9 protein-coding genes and 2 pseudogenes are annotated in these 12,224 nt (G+C 69.7%); 1 reads left to right on the top strand and 10 read right to left on the bottom strand.

Annotation, left to right across the window (positions count from 1 at the left end; all coding sequences use genetic code 11):
- Positions 1-24: 24 nt before the first annotated feature.
- The 10 genes and pseudogenes from UG56_RS28600 to UG56_RS00475 form a co-directional block, all read right to left on the bottom strand.
- Positions 25-1,104, bottom strand: a pseudogene (locus UG56_RS28600) (ferrochelatase); the annotation flags it as partial.
- Between the two features lie 74 nt (positions 1,105-1,178).
- Positions 1,179-3,957, bottom strand: a pseudogene (locus tag UG56_RS00515) (DEAD/DEAH box helicase).
- A gap of 30 nt (positions 3,958-3,987) precedes the next feature.
- On the bottom strand, positions 3,988-4,902 hold the full coding sequence (locus tag UG56_RS00510; RefSeq protein WP_045547248.1) for a diacylglycerol/lipid kinase family protein: 915 nt from the start codon (positions 4,900-4,902) through the stop codon (positions 3,988-3,990).
- Positions 4,903-4,919: 17 nt separating this feature from the next.
- Positions 4,920-5,765, bottom strand: a complete 846-nt coding sequence (gene tatC / locus UG56_RS00505) for a twin-arginine translocase subunit TatC (protein WP_052693181.1) — start codon at positions 5,763-5,765, stop codon at positions 4,920-4,922.
- 8 nt (positions 5,766-5,773) lie between these two features.
- On the bottom strand, positions 5,774-6,067 hold the full coding sequence (tatA, locus tag UG56_RS00500; RefSeq protein WP_045547235.1) for a twin-arginine translocase TatA/TatE family subunit: 294 nt from the start codon (positions 6,065-6,067) through the stop codon (positions 5,774-5,776).
- Between the two features lie 38 nt (positions 6,068-6,105).
- Positions 6,106-7,140, bottom strand: a complete 1,035-nt coding sequence (locus tag UG56_RS00495) for a helix-turn-helix transcriptional regulator (RefSeq protein WP_045547236.1) — start codon at positions 7,138-7,140, stop codon at positions 6,106-6,108.
- Positions 7,140-8,093, bottom strand: a complete 954-nt coding sequence (locus UG56_RS00490) for a helix-turn-helix transcriptional regulator (RefSeq protein ID WP_256206364.1) — start codon at positions 8,091-8,093, stop codon at positions 7,140-7,142. The genes UG56_RS00495 and UG56_RS00490 overlap by 1 nt, the downstream gene beginning before the upstream one ends.
- 52 nt (positions 8,094-8,145) lie before the next feature.
- A complete protein-coding gene (locus tag UG56_RS00485) occupies positions 8,146-9,126 on the bottom strand; it encodes an FKBP-type peptidyl-prolyl cis-trans isomerase (protein WP_052693183.1) in 981 nt (326 codons plus the stop codon).
- 107 nt (positions 9,127-9,233) lie between these two features.
- On the bottom strand, positions 9,234-10,595 hold the full coding sequence (pafA, locus tag UG56_RS00480; RefSeq protein WP_045547238.1) for a Pup--protein ligase: 1,362 nt from the start codon (positions 10,593-10,595) through the stop codon (positions 9,234-9,236).
- Between the two features lie 97 nt (positions 10,596-10,692).
- Entirely contained in the window at positions 10,693-11,667 is a 975-nt protein-coding gene (locus UG56_RS00475) for an endonuclease/exonuclease/phosphatase family protein (RefSeq protein WP_071326816.1), read from the bottom strand.
- 71 nt (positions 11,668-11,738) lie between these two features.
- Between UG56_RS00475 and UG56_RS00470 the strand changes: the two genes are divergently transcribed.
- Complete coding sequence (locus UG56_RS00470) at positions 11,739-12,179, top strand: VOC family protein (protein ID WP_045547239.1); 441 nt, start codon at positions 11,739-11,741, stop codon at positions 12,177-12,179.
- Positions 12,180-12,224 lie beyond the last annotated feature (45 nt).

Here is a 12,224-nt window from a genome sequence, read left to right as displayed (position 1 = left end):
GAGCCGACCCTATGCCGCCGGTGATCACCCCGAGTACTGGGGCGAGTCCTCTCCGGAGAGAGTCGGCAGCTGGGAACGCTGGTTGAAGCAGCAGCCCGCGGGGCAGCGGTCGGGGCCGGGCCCCAGGTCACCGACCGTCGGCCGCTCAGGGGCCTCTCCGCGCTCCACGGCGGCGCGCTCGAGGAGCAGGTCGCGTACGGCGGCCACGAAGCGCGGGTCCTCCCCCGCCGTCGGGCTGCGTCGTGCGTGGATCCCGAGCTTCTCCGCGGTCGCCAGGGCCTCGGTGTCGAGGTCGTAGACGACCTCCATGTGGTCGGAGACGAAGCCGACCGGGCACATCACCACGGCTCTGACGTCCTTGCCCGCCAGTTCCTCGAGGTGATCGTTCACGTCCGGCTCGAGCCACGGGATGTGCGGGGCGCCGGAGCGGCTGCAGTAGACGAGGTCCCACTCGTGGGTGACCCCGCGCCTCTCGGCCACCTGCTCGGCGATCACCGCGGCGACGTCGAGGTGCTGGGCGACGTACGCGTTGCCGTCGGGGCCGGCGTTGTCGTTCATCGAGGTCGGGATCGAGTGGGTCACGAACAGGATCCGCGCACCGTCGCGCTCCGCCTCGGGAAGGTCCTCGATCGAGGCGATCACGCCGTCGACGACCGGGGCCACGAAGCCCGGGTGGTTGTAGTAGCGCCGCAGCTTGTCCAGCACCGGGGCGCTCTCGACGCCACCGGTCGTGTCGCACGCCTCGAAGAGGTTCTCGCGGTACTGCCGGCACGAGGAGTACGAGGAGTACGCGCTGGTCGCGAAGACCGCGGCCCGCCTGATCCCGTCGGCCCGCATCTGGGCGACCGTGTCGCTCAGGTAGGGGTCCCAGTTGCGGTTGCCCCAGTAGACCGGCAGATCGATCCCGTGCTCGGCCAGGTCGCTGCGCAACGCAGCCAGGAAGGCCCGGTTCTGGTCGTTGATCGGCGACTTCCCGCCGCGGTCGAAGTAGTGCTGCCCGACCTCGACCAGCCGCTCCCGCGGGATCCCCCGCCCCCGGGTCACGTTCTCCAGGAACGGCACCACGTCCTCGGTCTTCTCCGGCCCCCCGAAAGAGACGAACAGCAAGGCATCGTAGGGAGTCACGTCCACCGCTCCATCGTATTTCACCGGGCTGAGACGCCGCTGAGCGGCTCCTCCTACTCGACCACCGAGGAGTACGCCACGACCCCGCTTGAGCAGATCCATGGTCTGCCGGGCCGTACGCCGCAGCGGGACGTCGCCGGCCGCGTCGGCGACCTGGCCGCAGAGATCGATGAGCTGCTTGACCCAGCGGACGAAGTCGCCGGCGGCGAGCTCGACCTCACCGAGCACGTCGTCGAGCTCGTCGCCCTCGGCCCAGCGGTAGGCGGCCCAGGCGAAGCCCAGGTCGGGCTGGCGGAGGAAGTCGAGCTTGTGGTCGCGCTCGAGGGCGTCGAGCTGGCCCCAGAGGCGTACGGTCTCGGCGATGACGTCCTTGACCCGGCCGCCGGGGAGGCGGGGCGGGGAGGCGTCGTCGGCGCGGCGGGCCTCGTAGACCAGCACCGAGAGGGCGGCGGCGAGCTCGGAGGGGGTCAGGTCGTCCCACAGGCCCTCGCGGAGCGCCTCGGCGGCGACCAGGTCCATCTCGGAGTAGAGCCGCATCAGGTGGGTGCCACGCTCGGTGACGGTCTCGCCCTCGAGGTAGTCGAGCGCGACGAGTACGTCGCAGACCCGGTCGAAGGTGCGCGCGACCGTGTTGGTGCGCGCCTCCACCCGGCGCCGCAGCGTGTCGGTGTCGCGCGACAGCTTGAACCAGCGCTCGGCCCAGCGGGCGTGGTCCTCGCGGTCGGGGCAGTCGTGGCAGGGATGCATCTTCAGCTCGCGGCGCAGCTCGGAGATCTGGGTCTCCACCGAGCTCTTGCGCTCCTTGCGGGCGGTCGGCGAGGCCTCGTAGGGCACCGGACGCAGGTCGCGGGTCTTCTCCCGCAGCCGGGAGGCCATGTCGCGGCGCATCTGCGGGTTGCGGCCGTTGAACGACTTCGGCACCCGCAGCCGGGTCTGGGCGGCGATCGGCACGTTGAAGTCCATCATCGCCAGGCGGCGGGCCTGCCGGTCCTGGGTGACCACGTAGGGGCGCGGCCCGTCGGGGTCGAACCCCGGGTCGACGATGACGGCATAGCCGGCGAACTTGCCCGTCGGCACGTCGATCACGTCACCGATCTTCAGCTTGGAGAGCGACTCGATGATCTCCTCGCGACGGTCGGCGCGCCGCTCCCGGGAGGAGGACTTCTCGATGTCGGAGATCTTGCGGCGGATCCCGGCGTACTCCATGAAGTCGCCGCGGTCGCAGGTCGCCGCCTCCTGGTAGCCCTCCAGGGCATCCTCGGCCTTGCGCACCTGGCGGGCCAGTCCGACGACCGCCTTGTCGGCCTGGAACTGCGCGAAGGACTGCTCCAGCAGCTCGCGCGAGCGCGCCCGGCCGAACTGGTGCACCAGGTTGACCGCCATGTTGTAGGACGGCTTGAAGCTCGACCGCAGCGGGTACGTACGCGTCGAGGCGAGGCCGGCGAGCTCGCGCGGGTTGAGCCCCTGCTGCCAGAGCACGACACCGTGGCCCTCGACATCGAGGCCGCGGCGGCCGGCGCGGCCGACCAGCTGGGTGTATTCACCGGGCGAGAGATTGACGTGGGCCTCGCCGTTCCACTTCGACAGCTTCTCGATGACCACCGTGCGGGCGGGCATGTTGATGCCGAGCGCGAGCGTCTCGGTGGCGAAGACGGCCTTCACCAGGCCGCGCAGGAACAGCTCCTCGACGACCTGCTTGAACGCCGGCAGGAGGCCGGCGTGGTGGGCCGCGACGCCACGGGTGAGCCCGTCGACCCAGTCGTGGTAGCCGAGCACGTGGCGGTCCTCGTCGGGCAGGTCGGCGCAAGCCTCCTCGACGTAGGCGAAGATCTCGTCGCGCTCCTCGGGCGTGGTCAGCCGCAGGTTGGCCTGGATGCACTGCTGCACCGCGGCGTCGCAGCCGACCCGGGAGAAGACGAAGTTGATCGCGGGCAGCAGGTTGTCGCGCTGCAGTGCGTTGATCACCTCGACGCGGCTCGGGATCCAGACGCGTCGCCCGTTGCCCACCCGCCGGTTGCCGTTGCCCTTGCGCCTGTCCTTGGGCGTACGCCGGTCCGTCATCCGTCCGGCCGCCCAGTCGTCGCGCGCCAGCTTCATCAGCTCGCCGTTGACGGGGGCGCCCTCCTTGACGAACCCGGCCGCGGCGTCGACGTCGGAGGAGGCGAACAGGTCCATGATCCGGCGCCCGGCCATCACGTGCTGGTAGAGCGGGACCGGCCGCTTCTCCTCGATGATCGTGGTCGTCTCGCCCCGGACGGTGGTGAGCCACTCGCCGAACTCCTCGGCGTTGGACACGGTCGCCGACAGGGACACCACGGACACCGACTCGGGCAGGTGGATGATGACCTCCTCCCAGACCGCGCCGCGGGAGCGGTCGGCGAGGTAGTGGACCTCGTCCATGACCACGAACCCGAGCCCCATCAGGGTGTGTGACCCCGCGTAGAGCATGTTGCGCAGCACCTCGGTGGTCATCACCACGACCGGCGCCTCGCCGTTGACGACGTTGTCGCCGGTCAGCAGGCCGACCTTGTCGGGGCCGTAGCGCTTGACCAGGTCGTTGTACTTCTGGTTGGAGAGCGCCTTGATCGGCGTGGTGTAGAACGCCTTGCGGCCGGTGGCGAGCGCCAGGTGGATGGCGAACTCGCCGACGATCGTCTTGCCGGAACCGGTCGGCGCGGCGACCAGGACGCCCTTGCCGTCCTCGATCTCCCTGCACGCCTCGACCTGGAAGTCGTCGAGCCCGAAATCGTAGAGCGCGGCAAAGTCCCGGAAGACGGGGTAGCCCTTGTCACGCTGGAAAGCGGCGTACTTCTCCGCTGGCGAGGCGTCCATGGTCCCGAGCCTATCGAGCGACACCGACACTCAGGCGGTCGGCGGCACCAGTACGCCGAGAGCGGAAGGCACGCACTCGACCTCGAGCGGCAGCGACCCCAGGCGCTCCCCGTCGCTGTAGGCGACCACGCCGGGGGCCGAGGCGGTGATCCGGCGGGCCCGGATGCGCTCGAAGGCCGGGTGGGTGAGGTGCTTGGCCTGACGTACGCCCGGAAAGACCCGCAGGAACTCCAGCCGGGAGACCGGCTTGATGAGGATGGCGTCGAGCAGGCCGTCGGCGGGGTCGCACTCCGCCGCGATCCGCAGGCCGCCGCCGTAGGACTCGGTGTTGGCGATCGCCAGCAGCATCGCCTCCTGCTCGCGCACGACGCCGTCGATCTCGAGCCGGTAGGGCACCGGCTTCCAGCTGCGGATCACCGACAGCGCGGCGAGCGTGTAGCGGAGGTCGCCGTGCGGCCAGCGCATCGCGTTGGCCCGCTCGTTGACGGCGGCGTCGAACCCGGCGGCCAGCACCGTCGCGAACCAGGTCTGCGTGGCGGAAGCGGAGCCCGAGGCCGGCGCCAGGGCACGCCCGAGGTCGATGCGGCGGGGCTGGTCGCGTACGACGACGTCGGCCGCGGCCAGCGGATCGCCGGTCGGGATCCCGAGCGCCCGCGCGAAGTCGTTGCCGGTGCCGAGCGGCACGACGCCGAGGCTCACCTCGGTCTCGGCCAGCGCCTGGACCGCGACGTGCACCATGCCGTCTCCGCCGAGGGTCACCACCGTGTCGACGCCGTCGGCGGCCGCCTTCCGGGCCAACTCGAGAGCATGGTCGGCGTCGTCGCCGATCAGGTGCTCGACCACGGCCCCCGAGGCCGCGAGCCTCGCAGTGACCGCATCGAGGATCTGGTCGGCGTTGCCGCGGCCGGCGGTGGGGTTGGCGAGCAGGGCGATCTGGCGCGTCACCTGCCGCATCGTAGTGGTCAGATCACGGACGGGACGTCAGGATCCCCGATCCTGTCCTCGCGTCTGGCCGCCTTGCGCTTGTCGTGGGACCGGGTGATGACCTCGGAGATCCCGAAGAGCAGGACCATCGGGATGGCCATGATGCTCATCGTGAAGGGGTCACCCGACGGCGTCGCCACCGCGGCGAAGACGAAGGAGCCGACGATGATCCAGGCTCGGTACTTTCCGAGAGCGGCACCGGGCAGGACCCCGATCCGGTTGAGCAGGATGCAGAAGACCGGGATCTCGAAGGCGATGCCGAAGACCAGGAGCGTGCGGCTCAGGAAGCTGAGGTATTCGCTGAACTCGACGATGTTGGTCAGGCCGTCGGGGACGAAGGCGAACAGGATCTCCAGGCCCTTGGGCAAGGTGACGTAGCCCAGCACGACACCGACCAGGAAGAGCGGCCCGGCGACCGCCACGAAGATCCGGGACATCCGCTTCTCGTGCGCGTGCAGGCCGGGCATCAGGAACGCCCAGATCTGGTAGAGCCAGATCGGGCTGGTGCCGATGAACGCGGCCAGGCCACACAGCTTGAGGTAGAGCATGAACCCGCCGGCGGCGCCGTTCACCGAGCTCAGCGACGCGGCTCCGCTGTCCTTGTCCATCATCTTGACGGCCTCGGTGTAAGGGTCCATGACGAGGTCGAAGAGCTGCTCGAAGAAGAACAGCGAGACGATGAAACCGACGATCAGGGCCAGAGACGCCTTGATCACCCGCGCACGGAGCTCACGCAGGTGGTCGGAGAGCGCCATCCGGCCGTCGTCGCCGATGGGATGCTTGGGGGTGCCGCGCAGGAGCGCGACAACACCGGCGATGGACAAGGTGGGCCTCAGTTGCCGGAGAGGCGCTCGCGCTCGGCCTTGATCTCGGCCTCACGACGGTCGAGCTCGGCGATGCGGTCCTGCTCGGCGGCGGTCAGCTCGGCCGGCTTCTCGGCCTTCTCGCCCTTCGCCTTCTCGTCCTCATCGCGCAGACCCTTGGTCTCGGTCTTGAAGATGCGCAGCGCCTGGCCGGTGCCTCGCGCGAGCTCGGGCAGCTTGGCGGCCCCGAAGACGAGGATCACGATCGCCAGGATGATGAGCCACTCGGCGCCCTGCGGCATACCGATCATTGGAGTGAACATGAACTACCTCATCTACGTCTAGGGGGAACGTCAGAAGTCTACGCGCCCGAACGGTACAGGCCGAGGGCCTGCCGTGCAGTCGCGGCAAACGATTCAGTGAACTCTGTGTCTGTCTGCGCCATGGGGCTGTCCTCGGTCTCGACGATTTCAGCATAGGGAGCCAACCGCAGCAGCAACCGGGTGAGCCAGCGCTGGTCATAGACCCGCAGGCCCACCTCGAGCCCGCCGCCCGGCAGCTCCGCGGGGTCGAGGACCGCATAGTATTCGCCGACCCAGCGCGCCTCCGGCGCCAGTCGCACCCGCACGACGGTGCCGGAATCCGTACGCAGCAGCGACTCGCCCCCGCCGTCGAGGTCGGCACCGTCGCCGGTCTCCGGCGCGACCACGATCGGCGTGTCGAGCACCTCAGCGCCCCGGATCCGGTCGAGGCGGAAGCTGCGCGGCGCCTCGGCCTGGTGGCACCAGGCGTCGAGATACTCGATGTCGCGGATCGAGACCAGCGCACGCGGGTCGACGACGCGGGACGACTCCTCGTCGCGTGCCGGGACCCAGTAGTCGATGCGTACCTGGCGGCCCTGGTCGATCGCGGTCGCGATCGCGGCATGGATCTGGACGAGCGAGGTGTCGATCGGCTCCTCGCCGGGGTCGACGCTGCCGGCGGCACCCTCGGCGGCCGCCTGCTCGAGCTTGGCCAGGGTGCGGTCGACGACCTCCTTGGTCTCCGCGCTCACCGCGCCACCCCGCAGCGCGCGCAGCGCGACGATCACGGCGGTGGCCTCGATCGGGGTCAGCCGCAGCTGCCGGTCGAGGTAGTCGGCGTTGGAGATCCGGATGACCCGGTCGCCGTCGGGCTCGGTCAGCGCGTCGATGTCGACGTCGATCAGGTCGTCGGGGTAGCCGCCCGGCAGACCGCACATGAAGAGCACCTGCAGGTCCTTGACCAGCTGCTTCTCCTCGACACCGAGGTCGGCGGCGGCCTTGTCGAGGCGTACGTCCTCGGGCTGGGAGTAGAGGTAGGGCACCAGCGTCAGCAGCCGCCCGACCTGCCCCTTGGCACCGGTGTTCGTGCTCATCACAGTGCTCCGTTCAGGCGCGCGACCAGCCGCTCCAGCCGGGCCGCGACCTCGCGGCGCAGGTCCTCGGGCTCCTCGACGTAGGCGTCGGGGCCGTGGCCCAGCACCGCCCCGACCAGGTCGGCGGGCACCCGGGTCAGCACGACCCGGTCCCAGCCGTCGGAGCCGTCGGGACCGGTCACCCCGGGCTCGATCGAGTCGGCGGCCCGCCGGAGCATGTAACCGCTCCCCTGCCGCAGCAGCAGGACGGCCTTGCCGGTGGGCGGCGCCGGCGCCAGCGTCCGTGCAATATCGCGTACGTCGACCTCGGCCGGCACCTCGAAGGCATCGAACTCGCCGACCGCCCGGGCCTCCCCCAGGACGCGGGAGAGCCGGAAGATGCGGGTGTCGTCGCGGTCGACGTCATGCCCGACCGCGTACCAACGGCCCGAGTAGCGCACCACGCCCCACGGCTGCAGCCGCCGGCGGGACGGCTCTGCCGCCCGCGACCCGCGGTAGTCGAACTCCACGACCTGGCGGTCCTGGGTCGCGGCCACGAACACGTCGAAGGAGCCCTCCTCCGCGGCCAGGCGCGGCTGCACGATCTCCAGCGCCGAGACGTCGGTCTCGAGCCCGGCGGCGTTGAGCTTGCGCACGGCCTCGGTGGTCGCCTCTGCCATCGAGGCGTTCTCCCAGACCTTGGTGGCCAGCGCGACCACGGCGAGCTCGTCCGCCTCGAGGGTGATCGGCGGCAGCGCGAACTGCTCGGGACTGACCCGGTAGCCGATCTCGTCCTCGAAGAAGGAGTCGATCACCCCGGTCTCGATCGGGACACCGAGGCTGCGCAGCTCCTCCTTGTCGCGCTCGAACATCTTCTCGAACGCCTCACCGTGGGACGACGGGTAGAGGACCTCGCGGATCCGCTCCTTCGACACGTTGTCACGCTGCACGAGCAGCATGATGAGCAGGTTCATCAACCGCTCGGTCTTACCCGCCGCCACGGTGTGTTCTCCCCCTAGAGACTTTCTACTGCGGCGCCGGGGTGGCTTCGGCCTTGACGACGTCGATGACGAAGTAGAGCGTGCTGTTGGCCGGGATCCCCGGCTTGCCGCCCTGGCCCGGCTTCTCCTCTGCACCGTAGCCCAGCTCCGGCGGGATCTGCAGCAGAACGCGACTGCCGACCTTGACGCCCTCCAGACCGTTGGTCCAGCCCGCGACCACCTGGTTGAGGGCGAACGGGACGGCCTTCTTGCTAAAGCTCTCGTCGAAGGGCTTCTTGGCGCCGTAGGTCATGCCGAGGTAGTTGGCGGTGACCGTCTGGTCGGTGGTGATCTCCTCGCCGTCACCCTCGGTGAGGATGACCCGCTTGAGGACGTCGTCGGCCTTCGGCTTGGCGATGCCGGAGAAGTCGAAGCCGGTCGGCTTGCCGTCCTTCTCGACGAGCTTCGGGAGCTCGCTGGCGTCGACGTCGTGCGGCGTCTTGTCGGCAGCGGCCTTGACCACGTCGACGACGACCACCAGCGTGTCGTGGTTGCCGATGCCCATCTGCGGGTTGCCGCCCTCACCGAGCAGGTCGCCCGAGCCGATGATCGCCTCGATCCGGTCGCCGACCTTCGCGCCCTTCAAGATGGTGCTCCACGGCTTCTCCGTCGGGAGCTCCTCACCCTCGGGTGCCTGGCTCTCGTAGGCCCACTTCTTGTCCAGGGTGGTGGCGTTGCCGATGTAGATCTTGGCGAACACGCCGCGGTCCTTCGGGATCGCCTCGCCGTCGCCCTCGGTCAGGGTCTTGACCTTGGGGTCCTTGGGGTAGGAGATGGCGGACTTCCACTTCAGCGTGGGCGCCTTGTCGACCGAGGTCGAGACCGTGACACCGTCGAAGCCGGAGACGGTCTCGTCGCCGTACCCCGTCTTCTCCTCGCCGCCACAGGCGACCAGAGCCGGGATGAGCAGGGTGACGGCCAGCGCGCTCAGCGCGTGACGCAGACGAAGCCGAGGAGCAGTGGGCACAGTGCAAACCTTCATGGTCAAGGAAATAGACGACAGCGGAGCACACCATATCCGCCCGGTGGTTGCCCCGCAGCGAAGCCACCCCGGCTAGCCGTCCACGTGGCGATCTACATGCCGTCGATCAGCCGCTGGACCCGCTCGTCGTACGCCCGCAACGGGTCCTTGCAGAGCACGGTGCGCTGGGCCTGGTCGTTGAGCTTGAGGTGGACCCAGTCGACGGTGAAGTCGCGGCGGCGCTCCTGCGCCTTCTTGATGAACTCACCGCGCAGCCGTGCCCGGGTGGTCTGAGGCGGCACCGACTTGGCCTCGAAGATCTTCAGGTCGGTGGTGGCCCGCTTGACCGCGCCCTTCTTCTCCAGCAGGTAGTAGAGGCCGCGGTTGCGGTGGATGTCGTGGTAGGCGAGGTCGAGCTGCGCGACGCGTGCGTGGCCCAGCGGAAGGCCGTGCTTGGCGCGGTAGCGCTCGATCAGCTTCCACTTGATCACCCAGTCGATCTCCCGGTCGACCAGGTCGAGGTCGTCGGAGTCGATCGCCTTCAGGCCCCGCTCCCACAGGTCGAGCGCCGCCATCATGGTCGGGTCGGTGATCTCGCGGCGGTCGACGAACTCGCGCGCCTTGGACAGGTATTCGTTCTGGATGTCCAGGGCGCTGGCCTCGCGGCCGTTGGCCAGCCGCACCTTGCGGCGGCCGGTGAGGTCGTGGGCGATCTCGCGGATGGCGCGGATCGGGTTCTCCATCGTCATGTCCCGCATGACGACGCCCTCCTCGATCATCCGCAGCACCAGGTGGCAGCTGGCGATCTTGAGCATCGTGGTGGTCTCGGACATGTTCGAGTCGCCGACGATGACGTGGAGTCGCCGGTACTTCTCGGCGTCCGCGTGCGGCTCGTCGCGGGTGTTGATGATCGGGCGCGACCGGGTCGTCGCGGACGAGACGCCCTCCCAGATGTGCTCGGCGCGCTGGGAGACCGCGAACCCCGCGCCCCGCGGCGTGTGGGTGACCTTGCCGGCGCCGACGATCAGCTGGCGGGTGACCAGGAACGGGATGAGCACGTCGGCGAGCTTGCTGAACTCACCGGCGCGGCTGACCATGTAGTTCTCGTGGCAGCCGTAGGAGTTGCCGGCCGAGTCGGTGTTGTTCTTGAACAGGTAGATGTCGCCGGCGATGCCCTCGTCGTGCAGCCGCTGCTCGGCGTCGAGGAGCAGGCCCTCCAGGATCCGCTCCCCCGCCTTGTCGTGCGTGACGGTCGAGATCACGTCGTCGCACTCGGGCGTGGCGTACTCGGGGTGGGAGCCGACGTCGAGGTAGAGCCTCGCGCCGTTGCGGAGGAACACGTTCGAGCTGCGGCCCCAGCTCACCACCTTGCGGAAGAGGTAGCGGGCCACCTCGTCCGGGCTCAGCCGCCGCTGGCCGCGGAACGTGCAGGTCACGCCGTACTCGTTCTCGATGCCGAAGATGCGCCTCTCCATACTGAAACCCTAGACGGTCGACGGTCACTCCGGAGGCGTTCGGAGGTACGACACGGCGAGCCGCGCCACCCACCGGCACGACCGATCGGCTCGGACGTCACCGAACCCGGCGCAGCGACACGTGGGCCGCCACCGGACGGTGGTCGCTGCCGGAGCGCGGCAGGACCTTCAGGTCCCTCACCTCGGCACCGCGCGCGAGGACATGATCGAGCTGCACGACCGGGAGCGCCGCGGGAAACGTGAGCCGGAACCCGTGCTCCTTGCGCGAGACCTGCTCGGTCACCGGCTCCAGGCCCGGGTCGCGGAGGTTGCCGTTGAGGTCGCCGGTCAGCAGCACCGCCGGTGCCGGATCCGCGGCGATCGCCTCACCCAGCAGCTTCGCACTCCGGTTCCGGCTGTTCGCCGCCAGCCCGCGCGGCCCCAGCCGGACGGAGGGCAGGTGTGCCACGTAGACCGCCATGTCGCCGTCCGGGGTGCGGACGACGGCGCGCAGGCAGCGGTCCCAGGACGCGTGGATCCCCGCAGGGCGGATGTCGACCCGGGTGTGCTCGGTGATCGGGTAGCGCGACCAGAGACCGACGGTGCCCTGGGTCGCGTGATGGTCGAACCGCGGCTCCAGCGCCGCCTCGTAGTGCCGGAGGTGCTCGGGGGTGACCTCCTCGAGCGCCACGATGTCAGGATCCTCGGCCAGCAGCAGGTCGACCGTGCCCTCGACGTCGTGGTTGTCGTCGGCGACGTTGTGCTGCACCACCGTGAGGTCGTACGCCGCGGACCCGGCAGGCAGCAGCTGCGGCCCGAAGACACCGACCCAGGCCGCCAGCGGAGCCAGCGCGAGCAGCGCGGCGAGTGCGGAACGCCGCACGATCGCCCCCAGGACGAGCAGCGGCACGGCGAGACCGAGCCACGGCAGGGCCGTGGCGACCAGCGAACCCAGGTTGCCCCAGCGGTTCGGCACCAGGTCGTGGAGCGCGATCACCACCGCGAGCAGCGCTGCGGTGAGCGCGAGCAGCCTCCCTCGCCGCCATGGCGACCTGTCCCCGTCCACGTTCAGCGACCCTAGCCAACCGGTCATGACCATGTAGAGAACGGCGTGCCGGCTCCGTTCCCTGACGAAGACACCCGACAGACACGAGGATGAGAGTCATGACACAGCAGCTGCGCTTCGACCACATCGGCGTCACCGTCGCCGACATCGACACCGCCACCGAGTTCTTCGTCGGCCTCGGCCTGGAGATCGAGGGCCGTACCTTCGTGGAGGGCGAGTTCCTCGACACCGTCTGCGGGATCCCCGGAGCCCGCTGCGAGGTCGTCATGCTGCGCCCGCCGGCCGGCGGCACGGCGCTCGAGCTGGCCCGCTTCGTACGCCCCGACCACGTCGACGGCGCGCCCGATGCGATGGCCAACGTGCTGGGCCTTCGCAACGTCTGCTTCGAGGTCGACGACCTGGACGCGGAGCTGGCGCGACTGGCCGAGGACGGCTACGGGCTCGTCGGAGGCGTCGGCGTGCACGAGAACATCGTGCGGATGGCGTACGTCCGCGGCCCGGAGGGCATCGTCGTCTCGCTCTGCGACCGGATCGGCTGACGCCTGGCGATGCACCCTGAAACCGCCGGACCCGGGCCCAGGAGG

It is taken from the genome of Nocardioides luteus, from assembly GCF_000960475.2.
In the GTDB taxonomy this organism is placed as follows: Bacteria; Actinomycetota; Actinomycetes; order Propionibacteriales; family Nocardioidaceae; genus Nocardioides; species Nocardioides luteus_A.
This window is presented reverse-complemented; position numbering and strand designations above follow the sequence as displayed.

Bases quoted from the DNA above. Each gene is read 5' to 3' on its own strand.
- tatA (WP_045547235.1), bottom strand. From the start codon at position 6,067: ATGTTCACTCCAATGATCGGTATGCCGCAGGGCGCCGAGTGGCTCATC.
- UG56_RS00495 (WP_045547236.1), bottom strand. From the start codon at position 7,140: ATGAGCACGAACACCGGTGCCAAGGGGCAGGTCGGGCGGCTGCTGACG.
- UG56_RS00490 (WP_256206364.1), bottom strand. From the start codon at position 8,093: ATGAACCTGCTCATCATGCTGCTCGTGCAGCGTGACAACGTGTCGAAG.
- pafA (WP_045547238.1), bottom strand. From the start codon at position 10,595: ATGGAGAGGCGCATCTTCGGCATCGAGAACGAGTACGGCGTGACCTGC.
- UG56_RS00475 (WP_071326816.1), bottom strand. From the start codon at position 11,667: ATGACCGGTTGGCTAGGGTCGCTGAACGTGGACGGGGACAGGTCGCCA.
- UG56_RS00470 (WP_045547239.1), top strand. From the start codon at position 11,739: ATGACACAGCAGCTGCGCTTCGACCACATCGGCGTCACCGTCGCCGAC.